The 21,002-nt window shown below is 63.1% G+C and carries 32 protein-coding genes; 31 read left to right on the top strand and 1 reads right to left on the bottom strand.

Annotated elements, in window-relative coordinates:
* The 29 genes from BCL79_RS15980 to BCL79_RS16120 all read left to right on the top strand — a co-directional run.
* On the top strand, positions 1–497 hold a 497-nt coding region (locus BCL79_RS15980), incomplete at its 5' end, for an EF-Tu/IF-2/RF-3 family GTPase (protein WP_259462199.1).
* A gap of 333 nt (positions 498–830) precedes the next feature.
* Positions 831–1,142, top strand: a complete 312-nt coding sequence (rpsJ, locus tag BCL79_RS15985) for a 30S ribosomal protein S10 (protein ID WP_010341589.1) — start codon at positions 831–833, stop codon at positions 1,140–1,142.
* Positions 1,143–1,153: 11 nt separating this feature from the next.
* Positions 1,154–1,804, top strand: a complete 651-nt coding sequence (gene rplC, locus BCL79_RS15990; RefSeq protein WP_019186145.1) for a 50S ribosomal protein L3 — start codon at positions 1,154–1,156, stop codon at positions 1,802–1,804.
* 12 nt (positions 1,805–1,816) lie between these two features.
* On the top strand, positions 1,817–2,422 hold the full coding sequence (rplD, locus tag BCL79_RS15995; protein WP_019186146.1) for a 50S ribosomal protein L4: 606 nt from the start codon (positions 1,817–1,819) through the stop codon (positions 2,420–2,422).
* Positions 2,419–2,718: a 50S ribosomal protein L23 gene (gene rplW, locus BCL79_RS16000; RefSeq protein ID WP_019186147.1), complete on the top strand. Its 300-nt coding sequence runs from the start codon at positions 2,419–2,421 to the stop codon at positions 2,716–2,718. The genes rplD and rplW overlap by 4 nt, the downstream gene beginning before the upstream one ends.
* Positions 2,719–2,728: 10 nt before the next feature.
* Entirely contained in the window at positions 2,729–3,556 is an 828-nt protein-coding gene (gene rplB / locus BCL79_RS16005) for a 50S ribosomal protein L2 (protein WP_017355408.1), read from the top strand.
* Between the two features lie 6 nt (positions 3,557–3,562).
* Positions 3,563–3,832: a 30S ribosomal protein S19 gene (gene rpsS, locus BCL79_RS16010; RefSeq protein WP_019186148.1), complete on the top strand. Its 270-nt coding sequence runs from the start codon at positions 3,563–3,565 to the stop codon at positions 3,830–3,832.
* Positions 3,833–3,844: 12 nt separating this feature from the next.
* Complete coding sequence (rplV, locus tag BCL79_RS16015; protein ID WP_017355410.1) at positions 3,845–4,180, top strand: 50S ribosomal protein L22; 336 nt, start codon at positions 3,845–3,847, stop codon at positions 4,178–4,180.
* Between the two features lie 17 nt (positions 4,181–4,197).
* On the top strand, positions 4,198–4,932 hold the full coding sequence (gene rpsC, locus BCL79_RS16020; RefSeq protein ID WP_121042874.1) for a 30S ribosomal protein S3: 735 nt from the start codon (positions 4,198–4,200) through the stop codon (positions 4,930–4,932).
* 5 nt (positions 4,933–4,937) lie between these two features.
* Complete coding sequence (gene rplP / locus BCL79_RS16025) at positions 4,938–5,351, top strand: 50S ribosomal protein L16 (protein WP_019186150.1); 414 nt, start codon at positions 4,938–4,940, stop codon at positions 5,349–5,351.
* Positions 5,351–5,536, top strand: a complete 186-nt coding sequence (rpmC, locus tag BCL79_RS16030) for a 50S ribosomal protein L29 (RefSeq protein ID WP_019186151.1) — start codon at positions 5,351–5,353, stop codon at positions 5,534–5,536. The genes rplP and rpmC overlap by 1 nt, the downstream gene beginning before the upstream one ends.
* 11 nt (positions 5,537–5,547) lie before the next feature.
* Positions 5,548–5,817 carry a 30S ribosomal protein S17 gene (rpsQ, locus tag BCL79_RS16035; RefSeq protein ID WP_121042876.1) on the top strand — a complete coding sequence of 90 codons (270 nt, stop codon included), beginning with the start codon at positions 5,548–5,550 and terminating at the stop codon, positions 5,815–5,817.
* A 13-nt stretch (positions 5,818–5,830) separates the two neighbouring features.
* Positions 5,831–6,199 carry a 50S ribosomal protein L14 gene (gene rplN / locus BCL79_RS16040; RefSeq protein WP_017355415.1) on the top strand — a complete coding sequence of 123 codons (369 nt, stop codon included), beginning with the start codon at positions 5,831–5,833 and terminating at the stop codon, positions 6,197–6,199.
* A 16-nt stretch (positions 6,200–6,215) separates the two neighbouring features.
* Positions 6,216–6,533: a 50S ribosomal protein L24 gene (gene rplX, locus BCL79_RS16045; RefSeq protein WP_017355416.1), complete on the top strand. Its 318-nt coding sequence runs from the start codon at positions 6,216–6,218 to the stop codon at positions 6,531–6,533.
* 11 nt (positions 6,534–6,544) lie between these two features.
* Positions 6,545–7,087, top strand: coding sequence for a 50S ribosomal protein L5 (rplE, locus tag BCL79_RS16050; RefSeq protein ID WP_019186154.1), 543 nt, complete (start codon positions 6,545–6,547; stop codon positions 7,085–7,087).
* Positions 7,088–7,105: 18 nt separating this feature from the next.
* Entirely contained in the window at positions 7,106–7,411 is a 306-nt protein-coding gene (gene rpsN / locus BCL79_RS16055) for a 30S ribosomal protein S14 (protein WP_121042878.1), read from the top strand.
* 241 nt (positions 7,412–7,652) lie between these two features.
* Positions 7,653–8,051 carry a 30S ribosomal protein S8 gene (rpsH, locus tag BCL79_RS16060; RefSeq protein ID WP_019186156.1) on the top strand — a complete coding sequence of 133 codons (399 nt, stop codon included), beginning with the start codon at positions 7,653–7,655 and terminating at the stop codon, positions 8,049–8,051.
* 18 nt (positions 8,052–8,069) lie between these two features.
* Positions 8,070–8,597 (top strand): 50S ribosomal protein L6, encoded by a 528-nt coding sequence (gene rplF / locus BCL79_RS16065; protein WP_121042880.1) that lies wholly within the window; start codon positions 8,070–8,072, stop codon positions 8,595–8,597.
* Positions 8,598–8,629: 32 nt separating this feature from the next.
* Positions 8,630–8,983, top strand: a complete 354-nt coding sequence (gene rplR / locus BCL79_RS16070; RefSeq protein ID WP_121042882.1) for a 50S ribosomal protein L18 — start codon at positions 8,630–8,632, stop codon at positions 8,981–8,983.
* Between the two features lie 158 nt (positions 8,984–9,141).
* Positions 9,142–9,681, top strand: coding sequence for a 30S ribosomal protein S5 (gene rpsE / locus BCL79_RS16075; RefSeq protein WP_121042884.1), 540 nt, complete (start codon positions 9,142–9,144; stop codon positions 9,679–9,681).
* Positions 9,674–9,865, top strand: a complete 192-nt coding sequence (gene rpmD / locus BCL79_RS16080) for a 50S ribosomal protein L30 (protein ID WP_121042886.1) — start codon at positions 9,674–9,676, stop codon at positions 9,863–9,865. Before rpsE ends, rpmD begins: the two co-directional genes overlap by 8 nt.
* Before the next feature lie 4 nt (positions 9,866–9,869).
* On the top strand, positions 9,870–10,313 hold the full coding sequence (rplO, locus tag BCL79_RS16085) for a 50S ribosomal protein L15 (protein WP_121042888.1): 444 nt from the start codon (positions 9,870–9,872) through the stop codon (positions 10,311–10,313).
* A 3-nt stretch (positions 10,314–10,316) separates the two neighbouring features.
* Entirely contained in the window at positions 10,317–11,672 is a 1,356-nt protein-coding gene (secY, locus tag BCL79_RS16090; protein ID WP_019186162.1) for a preprotein translocase subunit SecY, read from the top strand.
* A 345-nt stretch (positions 11,673–12,017) separates the two neighbouring features.
* Positions 12,018–12,374: a 30S ribosomal protein S13 gene (gene rpsM, locus BCL79_RS16095; RefSeq protein ID WP_019186163.1), complete on the top strand. Its 357-nt coding sequence runs from the start codon at positions 12,018–12,020 to the stop codon at positions 12,372–12,374.
* Positions 12,375–12,386: 12 nt separating this feature from the next.
* Complete coding sequence (rpsK, locus tag BCL79_RS16100) at positions 12,387–12,776, top strand: 30S ribosomal protein S11 (protein WP_017355427.1); 390 nt, start codon at positions 12,387–12,389, stop codon at positions 12,774–12,776.
* A 14-nt stretch (positions 12,777–12,790) separates the two neighbouring features.
* Positions 12,791–13,420, top strand: coding sequence for a 30S ribosomal protein S4 (gene rpsD / locus BCL79_RS16105; RefSeq protein WP_019186164.1), 630 nt, complete (start codon positions 12,791–12,793; stop codon positions 13,418–13,420).
* Positions 13,421–13,474: 54 nt separating this feature from the next.
* Complete coding sequence (locus BCL79_RS16110; RefSeq protein WP_121042890.1) at positions 13,475–14,473, top strand: DNA-directed RNA polymerase subunit alpha; 999 nt, start codon at positions 13,475–13,477, stop codon at positions 14,471–14,473.
* 201 nt (positions 14,474–14,674) lie between these two features.
* Complete coding sequence (gene rplQ / locus BCL79_RS16115; RefSeq protein ID WP_121042892.1) at positions 14,675–15,061, top strand: 50S ribosomal protein L17; 387 nt, start codon at positions 14,675–14,677, stop codon at positions 15,059–15,061.
* 315 nt (positions 15,062–15,376) lie between these two features.
* Positions 15,377–15,886: a disulfide bond formation protein B gene (locus tag BCL79_RS16120; protein WP_070426690.1), complete on the top strand. Its 510-nt coding sequence runs from the start codon at positions 15,377–15,379 to the stop codon at positions 15,884–15,886.
* A gap of 115 nt (positions 15,887–16,001) precedes the next feature.
* On the opposite strand, the gene BCL79_RS16125 is transcribed toward BCL79_RS16120, so the two are convergent.
* The gene (locus BCL79_RS16125) at positions 16,002–18,128 is read right to left on the bottom strand and encodes a TonB-dependent receptor (protein WP_121042894.1); all 2,127 of its coding nucleotides are present in this window, start codon (positions 18,126–18,128) and stop codon (positions 16,002–16,004) included.
* A gap of 214 nt (positions 18,129–18,342) precedes the next feature.
* Between BCL79_RS16125 and BCL79_RS16130 the strand changes: the two genes are divergently transcribed.
* Together BCL79_RS16130 and BCL79_RS16135 are read left to right on the top strand one after the other, a co-directional pair.
* The gene (locus BCL79_RS16130; RefSeq protein ID WP_121042896.1) at positions 18,343–19,734 is read left to right on the top strand and encodes a class II 3-deoxy-7-phosphoheptulonate synthase; all 1,392 of its coding nucleotides are present in this window, start codon (positions 18,343–18,345) and stop codon (positions 19,732–19,734) included.
* Positions 19,735–19,799: 65 nt separating this feature from the next.
* A complete protein-coding gene (locus BCL79_RS16135; protein WP_183073808.1) occupies positions 19,800–20,984 on the top strand; it encodes a mechanosensitive ion channel family protein in 1,185 nt (394 codons plus the stop codon).
* Positions 20,985–21,002 lie beyond the last annotated feature (18 nt).

Here is a 21,002-nt window from a genome sequence, read left to right on the forward strand (position 1 = left end):
GTCGTATCGAGCGCGGCGTGATCAAGGTCGGCGAAGAAATCGAAATCGTCGGTATCCGTCCGGTCCAGAAGACCACCGTCACCGGCGTGGAAATGTTCCGCAAGCTGCTCGACCAGGGTCAGGCAGGCGACAACGCCGGTCTGCTGCTGCGCGGCACCAAGCGTGACGACGTCGAGCGTGGCCAGGTCCTGGCCAAGCCGGGTTCGATCAAGCCGCACACCACCTTCGACGCAGAAGTGTACGTGCTGTCCAAGGACGAAGGTGGCCGTCACACCCCGTTCTTCAAGGGCTACCGTCCGCAGTTCTACTTCCGCACCACCGACATCACCGGCGCTTGCGAACTGCCGGAAGGTGTGGAAATGGTGATGCCGGGCGACAACGTGAAGATGGTTGTCACCCTGATCAACCCGGTCGCCATGGATGAAGGCCTGCGCTTCGCGATTCGCGAAGGCGGCCGTACCGTCGGCGCCGGCGTGGTCTCCAAGATCATCGCGTAATCTGCTAGAATCTGCGCCCCGATGTTGCCTGGGTAGGGCATCGGGGTGTAACCAAACGGGAAAAGAGGCGCAGGATGCTCCTCGTGTTCCCCAGACCAGGAAGGGTCGCGCCATTCAGGCTTTGTCAACAGTACCCCTGTTGACTGCCAACTTGTATGCGCGCTATACTTTTTGTCTGGGCAGATCGGGAGACCGGTCTGCCTCGATTTTTGAGGTCTACGGAAAGATCTTGTCGCCGCGCAGGAATGTGCGGCGTCTGCATTCAGGATATTCATGGGACAAGGCAACCCAGAGGCCTTGTCCGTCGCTCTTTTAACGAAGGAACCCACCGTCATGGCGGACCAAAAGATCCGGATTCGGCTGAAGGCGTTCGATCATCGTTTGATCGACCGTTCGGCCAGCGAGATCGTAGAAACGGCAAAGCGGACCGGCGCGCAAGTGCGTGGCCCGATCCCCCTGCCGACCAAGATCGAGCGTTACACCATTCTCGTCTCGCCGCACGTCGATAAAGACGCGCGTGACCAGTACGAGACCCGCACGCATAAGCGCGTGCTCGATATCGTTGACCCGAACGACAAGACCGTGGACGCGCTGATGAAGCTCGAACTGGCTGCCGGCGTCGACGTTCAGATCAAGCTGACCTGAGGACTACGACCATGACGAAGAAATATTCGTTGGGCTTCGTGGGCCGCAAGGCTGGCATGAGCCGCGTGTTCACCGAAGATGGCCAGGCCATCCCGGTAACCCTGATTGAAGCTACCCCGAACCGCATCGCGCAGATCAAGACCGTCGAAGCTGACGGCTACAGCGCCGTGCAGGTGACCGTCGGCGCGCGTCGCGCTGCCCTGGTCAACAAGCCGGAAGCCGGTCACTTCGCCAAGGCGAAGGTCGACGCGGGCCGTGGCCTGTGGGAATTCCGCGTTGAAGACGCGCAGCTCGGCGATTTCGCCGTTGGCGGCGAAGTCAAGGCGGACATCTTTGAAGTTGGCCAGAAGGTCGACGTCCAGGGTGTCACCAAGGGTAAGGGCTTCCAGGGCACCATCAAGCGCTACAACTTCCGTATGGGCGATGCAACCCACGGTAACTCGCTGTCGCATCGCGCGCCGGGTTCCTTGGGCCAGCGCCAGACCCCGGGTCGTGTTTTCCCGGGTAAGAAGATGTCCGGCCACATGGGTTCGGTGCAGCAGAGCACCCAGAACCTTGAAGTGGTGAAGGTCGATGTCGAACGTGGTCTGATCGCAATCCGTGGTGCCGTTCCGGGCGCAGCGGGTGGTGACGTGATCGTTCGTCCGGCTAGCAAGGCATAAGGAGAGATGACGATGGAACTCGTTATCACGGGTAGCAACAACAAGGTCTCGGTCTCCGATGCCGTGTTCGGTCGCGATTTCAGCGAAGATCTGGTTCACCAGGTCGTCGTTGCTTACCGCAACGCCGGTCGCGCCGGCACCAAGGCACAGAAGACTCGCTCTGAAGTGGCTGGTACCACCAAGAAGTCGAAGAAGCAGAAGGGCGGCGGCGCGCGTCATGGCGCACTGACGGCTCCGATCTTCATCGGCGGCGGTGTCACCTTCGCGGCCAAGCCGCGCAGCTTCGAGCAGAAGGTCAACCGTAAGCAGTACCGTGCAGCCATGTGCGCGATCCTGTCCGAGCTGAACCGCCAGGGCCGTCTGACGATCGTGGAGTCCTTCGATGTCGAAGCGACCAACACCAAGTCGTTGATCGCCAAGCTGGCCGGCCTGGAAGTGGGCAAGCGTCCGCTGATCGTCACCGAAGATGCTTCCGAGCACCTGTACCTGTCGGCGCGCAACATTCCCTACGTGGAAGTGCGTGACGTGCAGGGCCTGGACCCGGTGTCGCTGGTCGGTGCCGACACGGTCGTCATCACCGCTGATGCGGTCAAGAAGGTCGAGGAGTGGCTGGCATGAGCAGCAACGAAAAAGTCTTCAGCGTGCTGCGCGCTCCGCGAGTCTCCGAAAAGACCGCGCGCCTGCAGGAACATTCCAACCAGTATGTCTTCGAAGTTTCGAACGAAGCCACCAAGGCCGATGTAAAGGCCGCGGTTGAGCAGCTGTTCGACGTCAAGGTCGAGTCGGTCAACGTGCTGAACGTGAAGGGCAAGAACAAGTCCTTCCGTAACCGCACCGGCCGCCGCGGCGATTGGCGCAAGGCGTACGTGCGTCTCGCCGATGGCCAGTCCATCGATGTAACGGCCAAGGCCTGAGGTCCATCCCATGCCATTGATGAAATTCAAACCCACTTCTCCCGGCCGTCGTTCGGCCGTGCGCGTGGTCACGCCCGATCTGCACAAGGGCGCGCCGCATGCAGCGCTGCTGGAGCCGCAGAGCAAGTCCGGTGGTCGTAACCACCACGGCCGCATCACCACCCGTCACGTGGGCGGTGGTCACAAGCAGCACTACCGAGTCATCGACTTCAAGCGCAACAAGGAAGGCATTCCGGCGCGCGTGGAACGCATCGAATACGATCCGAACCGCACCGCCCATATCGCCCTGCTGTGCTACGTCGACGGCGAACGCCGCTACATCATCGCACCGAAGGGCCTGAAGGCCGGTGACCAGGTGATCGCGGGTTCGGATGCGCCGATCAAGACCGGTAACACGCTGCCGCTGCGCAACATCCCGGTCGGTACCACTGTCCACGGCATCGAACTGAAGCCGGGCAAGGGTGCTCAGATCGCGCGTGCCGCCGGCGCTGCCGTGCAGCTCGTCGCTCGTGAAGGTATCTACGCCACCCTGCGCCTGCGCTCGGGTGAAATGCGTAAGGTGCCGGTCGAGTGCCGCGCCACCATCGGTGAAGTCGGTAACGACGAACACAACCTGGAAAAGCTGGGCAAGGCTGGCGCCAAGCGCTGGCGTGGTGTCCGCCCGACCGTTCGTGGTGCTGCCATGAACCCGGTTGACCATCCGCACGGCGGTGGTGAGGCGAAGGCCGGCCAGGGCAACCCGCATCCGGTCACCCCGTGGGGTGTCCCGACCAAGGGTTACAAGACGCGCCATAACAAGCGCACCCAGCAATTCATCGTCCGCGATCGTAGGGGCTAATCGACCATGGCACGTTCACTCAAGAAGGGCCCGTTTGTCGATCACCACCTCATCAAGAAGGTGGAAGCCGCTGCGGGTAGCAAGAAGCCGATCAAGACCTGGTCGCGCCGTTCGATGATCCTGCCGGAAATGGTAGGCGTCACCATCGCCGTTCATAACGGTAAGAACCACGTTCCGGTGCTCGTCAACGAGAACATGGTCGGCCACAAGCTCGGCGAATTTGCCATCACCCGGACCTTCAAGGGTCACGGTGGTGACAAGAAGTCGGGCAAGTAAGGAGAGATGACAATGGAAGCGAAAGCAATCCTGCGCTCCGCGCGCATCTCTGCGCAGAAAGCCCGCCTGGTCGCTGACCAGGTGCGCGGCCTGCCGGCCGAGCGTGCGGTCAACCTGCTGAAGTTCTCGGACAAGAAGGCTGCCCACCTGATCAAGAAGGTGGTGGAGTCGGCTATTGCAAACGCCGAGAACAACCAGGGCGCCGACGTCGACGAGCTGAAGGTACAGACCATCATGGTAGATGAAGGTCCGACCCTGAAGCGTTTCATGGCGCGGGCGAAAGGCCGCGGCACCCGCATCCTCAAGCGCACCAGCCACATCACTGTGGTTGTGGGCGCCGGCAAGTAAGCGGAAAGGAAAACACCATGGGTCATAAAGTTCATCCGATTGGTATCCGCCTCGGCATTTCCAAGGACTGGAACTCCAAGTGGTACGCCAACAAGGCCGAGTTCGCTGGTTATCTGGCAGCCGACCTGAAGGTGCGGGAAATGCTGCGCAAGAAGCTTGCGCAGGCCGGCATCAGCAAGATCCTGATCGAGCGTCCGGCAAAGACCGCTCGCGTGACGATCCACACCGCCCGTCCGGGCGTGGTGATCGGCAAGCGCGGTGAGGACATCGAGAAGCTGCGCAAGGAAGTGAGCGAAATGATGGGCGTCCCGGCGCACATCAACGTCACCGAAGTGCGTAAACCCGAGCTGGACGCACAGCTGGTTGCCGAGTCGATCGCGCAGCAGCTTGAGCGTCGCATCATGTTCCGCCGCGCGATGAAGCGTTCGGTCGGCAACGCGATGCGCCTCGGTGCCCTGGGCATCAAGGTCAACGTCGGTGGCCGCTTGAACGGCGCAGAAATCGCCCGTTCGGAGTGGTACCGCGAAGGCCGCGTGCCGCTGCATACGCTGCGTGCCGACATCGACTATGGCTTCGCTGAAGCCAAGACGACCTACGGCATCATCGGCATCAAGGTCTGGATCTACAAGGGCGAAGTCTTCGATTTCTCCCAGGTTGGCCAGGAAAAGCAGGACGACTCCCCGCGCAACGATCGTAACGATCGCGGCGACCGCGGTGACCGTCCGTCGCGCCCGGCTCGTGAAGCGAGGTAACGACAATGTTGCAACCCAAGCGAACCAAATACCGCAAGGTACACAAGGGCCGTAACGATGGTCTGAGCTGGAGCGGCAACGCTGTCAGCTTCGGCGAATACGGCCTGAAGGCAACCGCTCATGGTCAGCTGACCGCGCGTCAGATCGAAGCGGCTCGCCGCTCGATCAGCCGCTACGTCAAGCGCGGCGGCAAGATGTGGATCCGAGTGTTCCCCGACAAGCCGATCACCAAGAAGCCCATCGAAGTCCGAATGGGTTCTGGTAAGGGCAACGTGGAGTACTGGGTAGCCCAGATCCAGCCCGGCCGCATGATCTATGAAATCGAAGGCGTCGCAGAAGACGTGGCACGTGAGGCGTTCCGCCTGGCTGCCGCCAAGCTCTCCGTGACCACCACTTTCGTGACCCGGACGGTGCTCTGATGGATATCAAACAACTTCGCGAAAAGTCGGCTGACGACCTGAAGAGCCACCTGATCGACCTGCGTAAGGAGCAGTTCTCGCTCCGTATGCAGCAGGTCACTGGCCAGCTGCCGAAGACCCACGAAACCCGCCGGGTTCGCCGCGAGATCGCTCGCGTCAAGACCCTGCTCGGCAGCACCAAGTAAGGATGGCCGCGATGAGCGATAACAACGACAGCAAGACGCTGCGCACGGTCGAAGGCCGTGTCGTCAGCAACAAGATGGACAAGACGGTCACCGTGTTGGTGGAGCGCCTGGTCAAGCACGCCCTGTACGGCAAGTACATCAAGCGTTCGACCAAGCTGCACGCACACGACGCCGACAACACCTGCAACGAAGGTGATGTCGTTCGTGTGACCGAGATTGCTCCGATGTCCAAGACCAAGAACTGGCGCGTGGTGGAAGTCATCACGCGTGCGGTTCAATAAGGAGATCTGACTCATGATCCAGATGCAGAGCTACCTCGAAGTCGCGGACAATTCCGGTGCCAAGGAAGTGATGTGCATCAAGGTGCTCGGCGGCTCCAAGCGCCGCTACGCGCACATTGGCGACATCATCAAGGTCACCGTGAAGGATGCAATCCCGCGCGGCAAGGTCAAGAAGGGTGAAGTGTTCGACGCCGTCGTGGTGCGTACCCGCAAGGGTGTGCGTCGCGCCGATGGTTCGCTGATCCGTTTCGATGCCAACGCCGCGGTCCTGCTCAACAACAAGCAAGAGCCGATCGGTACCCGCATCTTCGGACCGGTGACGCGTGAACTTCGTTCCGAGAAGTTCATGAAGATCGTCTCGCTCGCTCCCGAAGTGCTGTGAGCGACAGGAGATAATCATGGCTAACCGTATCAAGAAGGGCGACCAGGTTGTCGTCAACACCGGCAAGGACAAGGGCAAGCAGGGCGAAGTCGTCCGCGTCGACGGCGATCGTGTGATCGTCGCCAACGTGAACATCGTCAAGCGCCACACCAAGCCGAACCCGCAGGCAGGCGTTGCCGGCGGCGTGGTCGAGCGTGAAGCGTCGATCCATATCTCCAACGTGAATGTGCTGAACCCAGCTTCGGGCAAGGGCGAGCGCGTTGGCTTCAAGGTGCTGGAGGATGGACGCAAACTGCGTGTGTTCCGCTCCAGCGGTGAGGCGCTCGACGCCTGAGGAATGAGCAGATGAATTCCCGTCTCGAAAAGTTTTACAAGGAAGAAGTGGTGCCGGCGCTGATGAAGCAGTTCGGCTACACCAATCCGATGCAGGTTCCGAAGCTGGTCAAGGTCACCCTGAACATGGGTGTCGGCGAAGCAGCCACGAACAAGAAGATCCTGGAAAATGCCGTCGCCGACATGGCCAAGGTCTCCGGTCAGAAGCCGATCGTGACCAAGTCCCGCGTCTCGGTGGCATCGTTCAAGATCCGCGATGGTTGGCCGATCGGCTGCAAGACCACGCTGCGTCGTGAAAAGATGTACGAGTTCATGGACCGTCTGATCAACATCTCGTTGCCGCGCGTGCGCGACTTCCGTGGTGTCTCGGGTCGTTCCTTCGACGGTCGTGGCAACTTCAACATGGGTGTGAAGGAACAGATCATCTTCCCGGAAATCGACTTCGACGCTGTCGACGCGATTCGCGGCATGGATATCGCCATCACCACCACCGCCAAGACCGATGCGGAAGCGAAGGCGCTGCTCGCAGCGTTCAAGTTCCCGTTCCGTAACTGATACGTCGAGGAATCCGAAATGGCAAAGACCTCCATGGTCAACCGCGACCTCAAGCGTGCGAAGCTGGCCGTCAAGTACGCCGGCAAGCGTGAAGAGCTGAAGAAGATCATCTCCAGCGCGACCGCGTCGTACGACGAAAAGGCCGAGGCCGTCATCAAGCTGCAGAAGCTGCCGCGCGATTCGTCGCCGAGCCGTCACCGCAACCGTTGCGAGCTCTCGGGCCGCCCGCGTGGCGTGTACAGCAAGTTCGGCCTGGGCCGTAACAAGCTGCGCGAAGCCACCATGCGTGGTGACGTGCCGGGCCTGCGCAAGGCCAGCTGGTAAGGGATTAGTCCCTTCAACTGCCCGGTGCCTTCATGGCGCAGGGCAGGGGAGAGGGGCCGGTTTTCCGGCTCTGATCCCGGATTAAGGGAGCCCGACGCAAGTCGGGCTCTTTTTGCCGTATACTCCCGCGTCTTGCTCGCCCGCAAGGCGTGAGCAGTGTGTGAAGACGGGCCCTGGCCCATTCCAGGTAGACACAAGATTTTCGCGAAAGCGGATATCGGTGCACTCAAAGGTATCGACTATGAGCATGACTGATCCCATCGCCGACCTGCTGGTACGCATCAAGAATGCGGCCGCGGTTGGCAAGCAGACGGTGAAAGCACCGTCCTCCAAGATCAAGGTGGCAATCGCAGAGGTGTTGAAGGCCGAAGGCTATATCACCGATCTGCGCGTGACCAAGATCGAGAACAACAAGGCCGAGCTTGAAATCGTCCTGAAGTATTTCGAGGGCAAGCCGGTCATCGAGACCCTGAAGCGCTTCTCGCGTTCGGGTCTGCGCCAGTACCGTGGCAAGTCCGAGCTGCCGAAGGTCCTCAACGGCCTGGGTATCTCCATCATCTCCACCTCCAAGGGCATCATGACTGATGCGCAGGCGCGCCAGTTGGGCGTCGGCGGCGAAGTCCTGTGCTTCGTGGCCTAAGGCGAGAAGGAACCAACTATGTCCCGCGTAGCCAAGAAGCCAGTCAACCTGCCCAAGGGCGTTGAACTGAACATCCAGCCGGAATCCGTCAGCGTGAAGGGCCCGAAGGGCACCCTGTCGCTTGCCAAGGTTGCTGGCGTTGAAATCACTGTCGACAACGGCGTTGCCACCCTGGCCGCCAACGATGCCTCGCTGGTTGCCCTCACCGGCACCGTGCGCGCCATCCTGGCCAACATGGTCAAGGGCGTCACCGACGGCTTCGAGCGCAAGCTTGAGCTGGTCGGCGTCGGCTACCGTGCTGCCATGCAGGGCAAGGATCTGAACCTGTCGCTCGGGTTCTCGCATCCGGTCCTGTTCGTGGCGCCGGAAGGCATCACCATCTCGACCCCGACCCAGACCGAAGTGCTGGTCCAGGGCACCGACAAGCAGCGCGTTGGCGAAGTTGCCGCCAAGATCCGTGGCTTCCGTCCGCCGGAGCCCTACAAGGGCAAGGGTGTGAAGTACGCCGGCGAAGTCATCATTCGTAAGGAAGCCAAGAAGGCCTAATTCAGGTCCTCAGCTTTCCAAGGAAAAAGATCATGAACAAGAACATCGCTCGTCTGCGTCGTGCCAAGTCGACCCGTGCACACATCCGTGTGCTCGGCGTGCCGCGCCTGTCGGTGCTGCGCACCGGCCAGCACCTGTACGCCCAGGTCTTCACCGCCGATGGCTCCAAGGTGCTGGCGTCGGCCAACACCACCCAGGCCGACGTCAAGGAAGGCCTGAAGAACGGCAAGAACAGCGACGCCGCCACCAAGGTCGGCAAGCTGGTCGCCGAGCGCGCCAAGGCTGCGGGCATCGAGAAGGTCGCTTTCGACCGCTCGGGCTACCGCTACCACGGTCGCATCAAGGCACTGGCTGATGCAGCCCGCGAAGGCGGCCTGCAGTTCTAAGGGATAAGGAAGCGGGGCTGGTCCCCGCTTCCGCCTGCCTGCCGGCGCGGGTTGCGCCGGGCGACGTCCTTCTTCTGCAGGGGCGCTCGATCCACCGCTTCATTTCACAGCTATAAGCGGCATTGAGCCGTACATACTCAATCAATCAAGGAATCAACATGGCAGAAGAACGTCAGCAGCGGGGTCGCGATCGCGATCGCCGCGAAGAGAAAGTCGACGACGGCATGATCGAAAAGCTGGTCGCGGTCAACCGCGTCAGCAAGACCGTCAAGGGCGGTCGCCAGTTCACCTTCACCGCACTGACCGTGGTCGGTGATGGCGCAGGCAAGGTTGGCTTCGGTTATGGCAAGGCGCGTGAAGTGCCGGTCGCGATCCAGAAGTCGATGGAACAGGCTCGCAAGAACCTGGCCAATGTCGATCTGAACAACGGCACGTTGTGGCACCCGGTGAAGTCCGGCCACGGCGCAGCTCGCGTGTTCATGATGCCGGCCTCCGAAGGTACCGGTGTGATCGCGGGTGGTGCCATGCGCGCCGTCCTGGAAGCCGTTGGCGTCAAGAACGTGCTGGCCAAGGCCGTCGGCTCGCGCAACCCGATCAACCTGGTTCGCGCCACGCTGAAGGGTCTGAGCGAAATGCAGTCGCCGGCCCGCATCGCGGCCAAGCGCGGCAAGAAGGTGGAGGATCTCAACCATGGCTAATGACACCACCAAGACCATCAAGGTCCGTCTGGTTGGCGGCCTGCGCGGCGCCCAGGCACGTCACCGCCTGTCAGTGAAGGCGCTTGGCCTCGGCAAGCTCAATAGCGTACGTGAACTGAAGGACAGCCCGCAGGTTCGCGGTCTGATCAACAAGGTCCACTACCTCGTCAAGGTTGAGGAATAATCCAATGACCATGCATCTTAATGAACTGAGCCCGGCACCGGGCGCTCGTAAAGAGCGTACCCGCGTCGGTCGTGGTATCGGCTCCGGCCTGGGCAAGACCTGCGGCCGCGGCCACAAGGGTTCGTTCGCCCGTAAGGGTGGCGGCAAGATCAAGGCAGGCTTCGAAGGCGGCCAGACCCCCATGCAGCGTCGTCTGCCGAAGGTCGGTTTCCGTTCCAAGATCGCCAAGGACACCGCTGAAGTGCTGTCCTACCAGCTTGAGCGTCTGGAAGCTGGCGAGATCGACTTTGCCGCGCTGCGCGCTGCCAAGCTGGTCCCGAGCACCGCTAAGCGTGCCAAGATCGTCATGAAGGGTGGCCTGACCAAGGCATTCACCTTGAAGGGCGTCGCTGCAACGGCCAGTGCCAAGGCCGCGATCGAAGCTGCCGGCGGCAGCGTACAGGAGTAAGACATGGCGCAAGCTGGCATTGGTAACCTCGGCGGCGGGCTCGGCAAGTTCACGGAACTCCGCCAGCGACTGCTGTTCGTCATCGGGGCATTGATCGTCTACCGCATCGGCTGTTATGTGCCGGTGCCTGGCGTCAATCCCGATGCCATGCTTGCGCTCATGCAGGCGCAGGGCGGCGGCATCGTGGACATGTTCAACATGTTCTCGGGCGGCGCCCTGCACCGTTTCAGCATTTTCGCGCTGAACGTGATGCCGTACATCTCGGCATCCATCGTGATGCAGCTGGCGGTCCACATCTTCCCGGCATTGAAGTCGATGCAGAAGGAAGGTGAATCGGGTCGTCGCAAGATCACCCAATATTCCCGCATCGGCGCCGTGTTGCTGGCGGTGGTGCAGGGCGGCAGCATCGCGCTGGCGCTGCAGAACCAGGTCTCCCCGGGCGGTGCCCCGGTCGTCTACGCACCGGGCATGGGCTTCGTGCTCACCGCCATCGTCGCCCTGACCGCCGGTACCATCTTCCTGATGTGGGTCGGTGAGCAGGTCACCGAGCGCGGCATCGGCAACGGTGTGTCGCTGATCATCTTCGCCGGCATCGTGGCCGGCCTGCCGGGCGCGGTCATCCACACCGTGGAAGCCTACCGCGACGGCAACATGAGCTTCATCGCCCTGCTGCTGATCGTGCTGGTGGTGCTGGCCTTCACCTACTTCGTGGTGTTCGTCGAGCGCGGCCAACGCCGCATCACGGTGAACTACGCACGTCGCCAGGGTGGCCGCAACGCGTACATGAACCAGACCTCGTTCCTGCCGCTGAAGCTGAACATGGCGGGCGTGATCCCGGCCATTTTCGCCTCGAGCATCCTGGCATTCCCGACGACGCTGGCCATGTGGTCCGGCCAGGCCAGTTCGGCCACGTGGCTGCAGAAGGTCGCCAACGCCCTCGGGCCAGGCGAGCCGCTGCACATGATCGTGTTCGCCGCGCTGATCAGTGGTTTCGCGTTCTTCTACACCGCGCTGGTGTTCAACTCGCAGGAAACCGCCGACAACCTGAAGAAGTCGGGCGCGCTGATTCCGGGCATCCGTCCGGGCAAGGCCACCGCCGACTACGTGGATGCCGTGCTGACCCGCCTGACGGCCGCCGGTTCGCTGTACCTGGTGATCGTCTGTCTGCTGCCGGAAATCCTGCGCACCCAGCTCGGTGCCTCGTTCTACTTCGGCGGCACCTCGCTGCTGATCGTGGTGGTGGTGGTGATGGACTTCATTGCCCAGATCCAGGCGCACCTGATGTCGCACCAGTATGAGAGCCTGTTGAAGAAGGCCAACCTGAAGGGCGGCAACCGCGGCGGTTTTGCCCGCGGCTGATTGACCTGTTACACTAGTCTTCTTGTTGCGAAGGCCCTCCGGTTCCCGGACTGGCCTTCCAAATCGAAGGGCGGCCCCTGCAGCGGTTTCGGGTGGGGGTGTGATGTGGTGGTCCTGCGCGGGAGTAGCGCGGGCGGCGGCGGGGGCAACCTCTGCAGTCAACGACATCCGGCGCCGGAGCATGGGCACACTCCCCACGCCGGGTCCATGGAACCTTCAGGTTCCACGGGCTTCCCAGTAAACCGAGACCTTGATAGAATCGCTAGTTCACTTTTTTGATCCATCCTGCCGGATTGGCGCGCCCATGGTGCGCTGTCGGCCATCACTCAGCTGGAGAACCGCGTCATGGCGCGTATTGCAGGCGTCAACCTGCCAGCCCAGAAGCACGTCTGGGTCGGGTTGCAAAGCATTTACGGCATCGGCCGTACCCGTTCGAAGAAGGTCTGCGACGCCGCAGGCGTGACCTCGACCACCAAGATCCGCGATCTGTCGGAGCCGGAAATCGAGCGTCTGCGTCTCGAAGTCGGCAAGTACATCGTGGAAGGCGATCTGCGCCGTGAAATCGGTATCGCGATCAAGCGCCTGATGGATCTGGGCTGCTACCGCGGTCTGCGTCACCGTCGCGGTCTGCCGCTTCGTGGCCAGCGCACCCGTACCAACGCCCGCACCCGCAAGGGCCCGCGCAAGGCGATCAGGAAGTAAGGGACCTAAGAAATGGCTAAGCCCGTCGCTAAGACCAAGAAGAAGATCAAGCGCGTCGTCACTGACGGCGTCGCCCACGTCCACGCTTCTTTCAACAACACCATCGTGACCATCACCGACCGTCAGGGCAACGCTCTGTCGTGGGCGACCTCCGGTGGCGCTGGCTTCCGCGGTTCGCGTAAGTCCACCCCGTTCGCTGCCCAGGTGGCTGCCGAGAAGGCCGGCCGTGCCGCGCTCGACTACGGCGTCAAGTCCCTGGAAGTCCGCATCAAGGGCCCGGGTCCGGGTCGTGAGTCGGCCGTGCGCTCGCTGAACAACGTGGGCTACAAGATCACCAACATCATCGACGTGACGCCAATCCCGCACAACGGGTGCCGTCCGCCGAAGAAGCGTCGCGTCTAAAGGAGCGATAAGAAATGGCTCGTTATATCGGTCCTACCTGTAAGCTCGCCCGCCGCGAAGGCGCCGACCTTTCCCTCAAGAGCCCGGCCCGTGCGCTGGACTCCAAGTGCAAGCTGGAGCAGAAGCCCGGCCAGCACGGCGCCACTGCCCGTAAGGGCAAGCTGTCCGACTACGCTACCCAGCTGCGTGAAAAGCAGAAGGTCAAGCGTATCTACGGTCTGCTGGAGCGTCAGTTCCGCAACTACTACAAGAAGGCCTCGACCAAGAAGGGCAACACCGGCGAGAACCTGCTGCAGTTGCTGGAAACCCGTCTTGACAACGTCGTTTACCGCATGGGCTTCGCAGTGACCCGTCCGGCTGCCCGTCAGCTGGTCTCGCACCGCGGTGTCACCGTGAACGGCAAGTCGGTCAATCTGGCTTCGTACCAGGTCAAGGCTGGCGACGCCGTCGCTCTGTCCGAGAAGGCTGCCAAGCAGCTGCGCGTCCAGGAAGCCCTGACCGTGTCTGCTACGCATGACCTGCGTCCGTCGTGGGTTGAAGTTGATTCCGGCAAGTTCGCCGGCATCTTCAAGGCCGTGCCGGATCGTTCGGACCTGCCTGCGGATATCAACGAAGCGCTGATCGTCGAGTTGTATTCGAAGTAATTCACATTGGAGAACCTCCGGGTCACACCGGAGGTTCGCAGGAGAACCCGCAACATGACGGTTACCGCCAACCAGGTTCTGCGTCCTCGCGGTCCGCAGATCGAACGCCTTACCGATACCCGCGCCAAGGTCGTCATCGAACCCTTGGAGCGTGGTTACGGGCATACGCTGGGCAACGCCCTGCGTCGCGTGCTGCTGTCGTCCATCCCGGGCTTCGCCATCACGGAAGTCGAAATCGATGGCGTACTGCACGAGTACACCACGCTTGAAGGCTTGCAGGAGGACGTGCTGGAAGTCCTGCTCAACCTGAAGGATGTGGCCATCCGCATGCATACCGGCGACAACGCTACGCTGTCGCTGTCCAAGCAGGGTCCGGGTGTCGTTACCGCTGCTGATATCAAGATTGACCATAACACCGAGATCCTCAATCCGGCTCATGTGATCTGCCATCTCACCAAGGATGTGGCGATCAACATGCGTCTGAAGGTCGAGCGCGGTTTCGGCTACCAGCCTGCTGCTGCTCGTCGTCGCCCGGATGAAGAAACCCGTGCCATCGGCCGCCTGGTCCTGGATGCGTCGTTCTCGCCGGTCCGTCGCGTCGCCTATTCGGTGGAAGCGGCCCGCGTGGAACAGCGTACCGATCTGGACAAGCTGGTGCTGGACATCGAGACCAACGCGACGATCGATGCCGAGGAAGCCGTGCGCACTGCCGCCGACATCCTCAGCGATCAGCTGTCGGTCTTCGGTGACTTCACCCACCGCGACCGCGGTGCGGCGAAGCCGGCCAACAACGGCGTGGATCCGGTGCTGCTGCGCCCGATCGACGATCTGGAGCTGACCGTGCGTTCGGCCAACTGCCTGAAGGCAGAGAGCATCTATTACATCGGCGATCTGATCCAGAAGACCGAAGTGGAGCTGCTCAAGACCCCGAACCTCGGCAAGAAGTCGCTGACCGAGATCAAGGAAGTCCTCGCACAGCGCGGTCTTTCGCTCGGCATGAAGCTGGAGAACTGGCCGCCGGCCGGTGTCGCCCAGCACGGCATGCTCGGCTGATCCAGCGCTACGCAAGATGCTTGACCCCGCACCTTCGGGTGCGGGGGCTTCACCCGCAACACCCCGCACCGACAGGTCGATAGCCTGCGGTGACGGCCAGCCAGGACGGCTGGCACCGGACCATCCGCAGTCCAAGCAGCAACGCCAGGATGGCGACAGCGATACCCAACCGATCCAACATTCACTTCAGGAATCACCGTCATGCGTCATATGAAGTCCGGTCGTAAGTTCAACCGCACCAGCGCCCATCGCGAAGCAATGTTCAAGAACATGGCCGCGTCGCTGTTCAAGCACGAGCTGATCAAGACCACCCTGCCGAAGGCCAAGGAACTGCGCCGCGTTGCCGAGCCGCTGATCACCCTGGCCAAGGTTGATTCGGTTGCCAACCGTCGTCTGGCGTTCGCTCGCCTGCGCGACAACGAAGCCGTCGGCAATCTGTTCACCACCCTGGGCCCGCGTTACGCGAGCCGTCCGGGCGGTTACCTGCGTCTGCTGAAGTGCGGTTTCCGCGCTGGCGACAATGCGCCGATGGCCTACGTGGAGCTGGTCGATCGTCCGGCTGCTGTGGCTGAAGCCGTCGAAGAGTAATCTTCGAGCTGTACCTGTTATTCGGTGAAGAACCCGGCCTTGTGCCGGGTTTTTCCGTTCATGGGGTTTGATGGCGGCAACGCCTGCACACATGGTCGGTGCGCAGGGGGTAAAGCAAAGCATGTGGCGGTCGCGGTGCGTGGGTAGTGCCGGCCGCTGGCCGGCTCCTCAGTACCGTCGCTGCGTTGGGGTGGTTCCGCTTGATGTACGGAACATGCTGTCCGGTCCGCTGCGCCGATGGTCGGCAGGTGCGCATGGACGTGGGCGGTCACGGCCCTGTTAATCTTGGGGCCTGGACTTTCACGAGTGTTGGCAATGAATCCATTGCGTTGGAGTTTCCGCGCCCAGTTCCTGTTGGGGTTTCTGGTCTGCGCGGCGCTGTTGGGGTATGCGATCTTCCTGCAGTTGAAGATGGGGCTGGAGCCGTGTCCGTTGTGCATTTTCCAGCGGATTGCATTCGCGGCATTGGGGCTGCTGTTCCTGATCGGAGCGCTGCATGGTCCGCGTGATCCGGCCGGGCGGAAGACGTATGGGGTGCTGGCCTTCATCGCGGCCGCGGTCGGTATCGGTATTGCCGGGCGCCATGTGTATGTGCAGTTGCTGCCGCAGGACATGGGCTCGAGCTGTGGGCCGCCGCTGAGTTTCCTCAGTGAGACGATGGGGCCGTTCGAGGTGTTCCGCACCGTGCTGACCGGTACCGGCAACTGCGGCAACATCGATTGGCAGTTCCTGGGCCTGACGATGCCGATGTGGAGCCTGGTGTGGTTTGCGGCATTGGCGGTGTGGGCGCTGGTGACGGCGTTCCGTGCCCGTCGCCGCCACTGAGGCGTTTCTCAACTCAGTGACCTCGGCCTGGCCACGCAACGCGTGCCAGGCCGGGTGCTGCGATCAGGTCTGGATGCTGCTGATCTGATTGAATGGCAGGGCTTTCTCGCGAAGCTCAGAAGTCCTGCTGCAGGCTGAGGTAGGCGCCGCGGCGGGGACCCCATTGCGGGGCGAAGACGCCGATGCCGCCGCCGTCGCGCAGTTGGTAACTGCGGTCCAGTGCGTTGACCAGGGCGAGCTGTGCATGCAGTGGGTGGCCGCTGTCGGCGTTGAAGTCGTGGCCGGCGCTGAGGTTGAGCTGCAGGTAGGCGGGGAGTTCGCCGCCGTTGGGGATGCCATCGGCATCCGAGCGCAGGCCGCTGCCGAACACGTAGTCGGCGCCAAGACGGTTGTGCCCGGCGAAGGCGTAGCTGATGCCGCCGGACGAGGTCAGTTTCTGGTCGTGGTCCAGATGGATCCAGTTGTTCTGGACGTAGGCCAGTGCCTCGGGATCGAGGTTGTACTGGCCGGTGATCACCTGCTTGCCCATGGCCTTGTTGTAGGCGGCATTGACGTAGGCGCTGAGCGGGCCGTTGCTGTAGTCGGCGCTGAATTCCACGCCGTGGATGTGGCCGAGGCGATAGTTGAAGGTGGAGTAGATGTAGGCGGCGCCGAACTGGCCTTCGTCCTGCAGGCGGTCGACCTTGCGGTCGTAAGCGTCCAGGCCCAGGGTGAGGTGTTCGCCCACCTGCTGGGAGACGCCGATGTCGTAGTAGTCGCTGCGCTCGGACAGCGGCGTGGTGCTCCCCCCGGTCGGTTGCTGGTTGGTGGTGCCGTCGTAGAGCGCGATGTCGCTGCTGGCCACCAGTTCGCTGGCCGGCGGGGTGAAGTAGCGCGAGTACCCGGCGTGCACGGTGGTGCTGTCGGTGGCGTTCCAGACCACGCCCACCCGCGGGCTGAGCTGGCCTTCGGTGCCGCCGAACGCCTTGTAGCGGTCACCGCGCAGGCCGTAATTGACCGTCCAGTCCTCGCCGAGGCGCCATTCGTCCTGCAGATAGACCGCGGTGGTGGTGGCGTTGAAGGCGCTCGCCTCCGGAATGCGCAGGGGCGTGGTGCTGGCCTGCTGGCCGTCGGCGTCGACCGGGAACACCCAAGTGTCGCTGCCGGCGCGGGCGCGCTCGGCGTTGACGTACAGGCCGTAGCGCAGCGTGTGGTTTTCACCGAGCGGGGTGGAGAAATCGGCCTGCACGGTGTTGGCGCGGTTGCTGCGTTCCACCTGTGAGGCGACGCCGTTGAAGATCAGATCGCCGGCGAGGTCCGGGTTGAAGGACAGGTCGCTGTACCGCTGCCCGGCCGAAACCTGGTAGGCGGTGCTGCCCAGCGCACCCTGCAGCACCAGCATGCCGAAGCGGGTGGTCTCGCGCTGGGTTTCGTCCAGCGCGGCGGAGTCCGCAGTGACCGTATCCAGGTAGCCGAACTGCGGGGTCTGGCCAGGGTTGACCGGGATCTGGAAGCGGTTGTTGGAGAACCCGGCGAACAGGCTCAGGCGGGTGTCGTCGTTGATCAGATAGGTCAGGTCGGCGAATGCCTTGCCCTGGTGGGTGTCATCGTGATCCGGCCGGCGCGAGGCGGTGGGGTTTTCCATGCCGACCTGGTTCTGGTCGTAGTTGCCGGTCAGGTACCAGCTCCAGCGGCCCTGGCTGCCCCACCACGAGGCGTTGGGGTTGACCTTGCCGTAGGAGCCGGTGGTGAGGCCGGCGCTGCCGCCATTGCCCAGCTCGGCGCCGCTCCGGGTGGTGATGTCGACCACGGCGGCCGTGCGCTCGCCGAACTGTGCCGGCAGCGCGCCGTCCATCAGGCGGATGCTCTTGATCGCGCGGGCATCCAGGGTCTGGCCGAAGCCGGAGATCGATTCGGGCAGCAGCACGCCGTTGAGGCGGTACTGGAGGTTGGCATGGTCGCCGCGCACATGGACGCCGCCATAGGAGTCCTGGACCACGCCCGGGGCCTGCAGCAGCACCTGGTTCAACGGGGTGGAGGCGCCCAGCGGCAGGTTCTGGATATCTTCGGCGGTGATCTGGTACTGGCTGCTGCCGATATCCGGCGACAGTGCATTGCGCGCCTGGTCGAGTTTGGCGCTGACCGTGACCGCATCCAGCTCGGTCACCGCAGGGGCGGCGGTGGATGGGGTGGCGGCGAGGGCGGGCAGGCCGGTCAGGGCCAGGGAAACAGCGATACCGGTAGCAAGCAGGGAGGGCTTCATGAGGATGGCTTGGCTGGGCAAAGGGAGGAGGGGCCGGCCTGGCAAGTGTTACTCCGTAACAAATCATGCGCCTGTCCGACGCCGCTGGACCATGCGCGATCTGGCTGATCGCCGTGGCCTTTCTTCAGCGTTCAGCCTCCGGGCAGGTGCCCGCCCCTTTGCGCCGGGGGCGCGCTCTGCGACCATGACCGGCCCCACACCCCGGAAGTCCGTGATGAGCCTGTCCGCCCCGCCTGTAGCCGATCCCGCCGCGACCGCTGTCGACGCTGCCTGGTCGCCGGAGAGCTGGCGTGGCAAGCCGGCGCTGCAGATGCCGACCTACCCGGACCCGCTGGCACTGGATGCCGCCCTGCACGAACTGAAGCGGTTGCCGCCGCTGGTGACCTCCTGGGAAATCCTGGCGCTCAAGCAGCAGCTGGCCGATGCCCAGGAAGGCAAGCGCTTCCTGCTGCAGGGCGGTGACTGCGCGGAGAATTTCAGCGACTGCGAATCCACCACCATCTCCAACCGGCTCAAGGTGCTGCTGCAGATGAGCCTGGTGCTGGTGCACGGCATGCGCAAGCCGGTGATCCGGGTCGGGCGTTTCGCCGGGCAGTACGCCAAGCCGCGCTCGGCCGATACCGAAACCCGCGACGGCCTGACCCTGCCCAGCTATCGGGGTGACGTGATCAATGCGCCGGAGTTCACCGAGGCCGCCCGCCTGCCGGACCCGCGCCGGATGCTGCAGGCGCATGCGCACTCGGCGATGACGATGAACTTCGTGCGGGCGCTGATCGATGGCGGCTTCGCCGATCTGCACCACCCCGAATACTGGAACCTGGAATGGGTGCGGCATTCGCCGCTGGCCACCGATTACCAGAAGATGGTGTCCTCGATCGGCGATGCGGTGCGTTTCATGGAAACCCTGTCCGGCACGCAGGTGTACAACCTCAACCGGATCGATTTCTACACCTCGCACGAAGCGCTGCTGCTGCCCTACGAACAGGCGTTGACCCGCCAGGTGCCGCGCCAGCAGGGCTGGTTGAACCTGAGCACGCATTACCCGTGGATCGGCATGCGCACCGCCGCTCTCGATGGCGCACACGTGGAGTATCTGCGTGGCGTGCGCAACCCGATCGCGATCAAGGTGGGCCCGTCGGTGCAGCCGGACCAGCTGCTGCGCCTGATCGACGTGCTCAACCCCGAGGACGAGCCGGGCCGCCTGAGCTTCATCCACCGCATGGGGGCGGCACAGATCGCCGAAAAACTGCCGCCGCTGTTGAATGCGGTCAAGCGCGATGGCCGGCGCGTGCTGTGGGTGTGCGATGCGATGCATGGCAACACCGAGAGCACCAGCAACGGCTACAAGACGCGGCGTTTCGACAACGTGCGTGGCGAGGTCGAGATGTCCTTCGACCTGCACGCCGCGGCCGGCACGCGGCTGGGCGGCGTGCATCTGGAGCTGACCGGTGAGGACGTGACCGAATGCACTGGCGGTGCGCGTGAGCTGACCGAGCGCGACCTGGAACGCGCGTACCGTTCCTCGGTGGATCCGCGCCTGAACTACGAGCAGTCGCTGGAAATCGCGATGGCGATCGTGCGCAAACAGGCGCACTACGCCGACTGATACCGGTGCGTGTCCTCGACACGCACCTTACATTCGCCTGACACGATGGTCATGGTGGCACCGGCATGCTGTGCACTTCCTTGCGAAGAACACAGGAGCGTGCAGTGACCGTGGACTGGCAGCAGGCAGCGCTGTATCTATGGCCGATCTCGATCGCACTGGCGATCGGGATCAGCGGCTGGTGGTTGTTGATGGCGTTGACGCGGCGGCTGAAAGACCGCGACTACCGCCGCGCCCGCATCGCGCGCGTGATCAGCCGACCGCTGGCGTTCGCCCTGCCGCTGTTGCTGTTGATTCCCGCACTCGAAGCGACGCCGCTGCAGGAGCACCGGCTTGAACAGGCACTGCGGCTGCTGCACATCGGTGTGACCGGCTGCGTCATCTGGCTGCTGGTGCGGGCCGTGGCCGCGGGCGAGCAGGCGATCCTGCGCGACCATCCGATGGAGGTGGCCGACAACCTCGAAGCGCGCCGCATCCAGACCCAGACCCGGGTGCTGAGCCGCGTGTTGATGGGCGCGATCATCCTGGTCGGCGTCTCGCTGATCCTGCTCACCTTCCCGATGGTGCGCCAGATCGGCACCGCGCTGCTGGCCTCGGCCGGCATCATCGGCCTGGTCGCCGGTATCGCGGCCAAGCCGGTGTTCGGCAACCTGATCGCCGGCCTGCAGATCGCCTTGACCCAGCCGATCCGGCTGGACGATGTGGTGATCGTCGAGGGCGAGTGGGGCCGGGTGGAAGAGATCAACAGCAGCTACGTGGTGGTGCGGATCTGGGATGCGCGACGCATGGTGGTGCCGCTGACCTGGTTCATCGAACACCCGTTCCAGAACTGGACGCGGCGCAGCGCCGATCTGCTCGGCACCGCCTTCCTGTGGCTGGATTACACCGCGCCGATCCCGGCGATCCGCGCCGAACTGGAGCGCATCTGCAACGGCGAGGCGCTGTGGGATGGCCAGGTCTGCGTGACCCAGGTGACCGAGACCAGCGAACACACCCTGCAGGTGCGTCTGCTGGTGAGCGCACGCAACTCCGGCGATGCCTTCGATCTACGCTGCATCGTGCGCGAACGCATGCTCGATTTCCTCGCCCGCGAACATCCTCAGTCGTTGCCGCGCACCCGCGCCGAGCTCAATCAGGAGGCCACGCCGATGCGCCGCGCGCGTTCGCAGCCGGCCGAGGACGTGCGTTCGCCCGGTGCCGAAGATGGGGAGCCGGCGGTCCTGCCGGACCCGGGTGACGCATCCCGGTAGTGCCGGCCGTTGGCCGGT

The organism is Stenotrophomonas rhizophila, assembly GCF_003651185.1.
GTDB lineage: Bacteria > Pseudomonadota > Gammaproteobacteria > Xanthomonadales > Xanthomonadaceae > Stenotrophomonas > Stenotrophomonas maltophilia_Z.

Coding starts and splice junctions, on each gene's coding strand:
- rpsE (WP_121042884.1), top strand. CDS start 9,142: ATGGCAGAAGAACGTCAGCAGCGGGGTCGCGATCGCGATCGCCGCGAA.
- rplN (WP_017355415.1), top strand. CDS start 5,831: ATGATCCAGATGCAGAGCTACCTCGAAGTCGCGGACAATTCCGGTGCC.
- rplW (WP_019186147.1), top strand. CDS start 2,419: ATGAGCAGCAACGAAAAAGTCTTCAGCGTGCTGCGCGCTCCGCGAGTC.
- rplO (WP_121042888.1), top strand. CDS start 9,870: ATGACCATGCATCTTAATGAACTGAGCCCGGCACCGGGCGCTCGTAAA.
- rpsC (WP_121042874.1), top strand. CDS start 4,198: ATGGGTCATAAAGTTCATCCGATTGGTATCCGCCTCGGCATTTCCAAG.
- rpsS (WP_019186148.1), top strand. CDS start 3,563: ATGGCACGTTCACTCAAGAAGGGCCCGTTTGTCGATCACCACCTCATC.
- rplR (WP_121042882.1), top strand. CDS start 8,630: ATGAACAAGAACATCGCTCGTCTGCGTCGTGCCAAGTCGACCCGTGCA.
- BCL79_RS16120 (WP_070426690.1), top strand. CDS start 15,377: ATGAATCCATTGCGTTGGAGTTTCCGCGCCCAGTTCCTGTTGGGGTTT.
- rplQ (WP_121042892.1), top strand. CDS start 14,675: ATGCGTCATATGAAGTCCGGTCGTAAGTTCAACCGCACCAGCGCCCAT.
- rplE (WP_019186154.1), top strand. CDS start 6,545: ATGAATTCCCGTCTCGAAAAGTTTTACAAGGAAGAAGTGGTGCCGGCG.
- rpmD (WP_121042886.1), top strand. CDS start 9,674: ATGGCTAATGACACCACCAAGACCATCAAGGTCCGTCTGGTTGGCGGC.
- BCL79_RS16135 (WP_183073808.1), top strand. CDS start 19,800: ATGCTGTGCACTTCCTTGCGAAGAACACAGGAGCGTGCAGTGACCGTG.
- rpsM (WP_019186163.1), top strand. CDS start 12,018: ATGGCGCGTATTGCAGGCGTCAACCTGCCAGCCCAGAAGCACGTCTGG.
- rplD (WP_019186146.1), top strand. CDS start 1,817: ATGGAACTCGTTATCACGGGTAGCAACAACAAGGTCTCGGTCTCCGAT.
- rpsH (WP_019186156.1), top strand. CDS start 7,653: ATGAGCATGACTGATCCCATCGCCGACCTGCTGGTACGCATCAAGAAT.
- rpsJ (WP_010341589.1), top strand. CDS start 831: ATGGCGGACCAAAAGATCCGGATTCGGCTGAAGGCGTTCGATCATCGT.
- BCL79_RS16110 (WP_121042890.1), top strand. CDS start 13,475: ATGACGGTTACCGCCAACCAGGTTCTGCGTCCTCGCGGTCCGCAGATC.
- BCL79_RS16125 (WP_121042894.1), bottom strand. CDS start 18,128: ATGAAGCCCTCCCTGCTTGCTACCGGTATCGCTGTTTCCCTGGCCCTG.
- rplC (WP_019186145.1), top strand. CDS start 1,154: ATGACGAAGAAATATTCGTTGGGCTTCGTGGGCCGCAAGGCTGGCATG.
- rplP (WP_019186150.1), top strand. CDS start 4,938: ATGTTGCAACCCAAGCGAACCAAATACCGCAAGGTACACAAGGGCCGT.
- rpmC (WP_019186151.1), top strand. CDS start 5,351: ATGGATATCAAACAACTTCGCGAAAAGTCGGCTGACGACCTGAAGAGC.
- BCL79_RS16130 (WP_121042896.1), top strand. CDS start 18,343: ATGAGCCTGTCCGCCCCGCCTGTAGCCGATCCCGCCGCGACCGCTGTC.
- rpsD (WP_019186164.1), top strand. CDS start 12,791: ATGGCTCGTTATATCGGTCCTACCTGTAAGCTCGCCCGCCGCGAAGGC.
- rpsQ (WP_121042876.1), top strand. CDS start 5,548: ATGAGCGATAACAACGACAGCAAGACGCTGCGCACGGTCGAAGGCCGT.
- rplF (WP_121042880.1), top strand. CDS start 8,070: ATGTCCCGCGTAGCCAAGAAGCCAGTCAACCTGCCCAAGGGCGTTGAA.
- rplB (WP_017355408.1), top strand. CDS start 2,729: ATGCCATTGATGAAATTCAAACCCACTTCTCCCGGCCGTCGTTCGGCC.
- rpsK (WP_017355427.1), top strand. CDS start 12,387: ATGGCTAAGCCCGTCGCTAAGACCAAGAAGAAGATCAAGCGCGTCGTC.
- rpsN (WP_121042878.1), top strand. CDS start 7,106: ATGGCAAAGACCTCCATGGTCAACCGCGACCTCAAGCGTGCGAAGCTG.
- rplX (WP_017355416.1), top strand. CDS start 6,216: ATGGCTAACCGTATCAAGAAGGGCGACCAGGTTGTCGTCAACACCGGC.
- secY (WP_019186162.1), top strand. CDS start 10,317: ATGGCGCAAGCTGGCATTGGTAACCTCGGCGGCGGGCTCGGCAAGTTC.
- rplV (WP_017355410.1), top strand. CDS start 3,845: ATGGAAGCGAAAGCAATCCTGCGCTCCGCGCGCATCTCTGCGCAGAAA.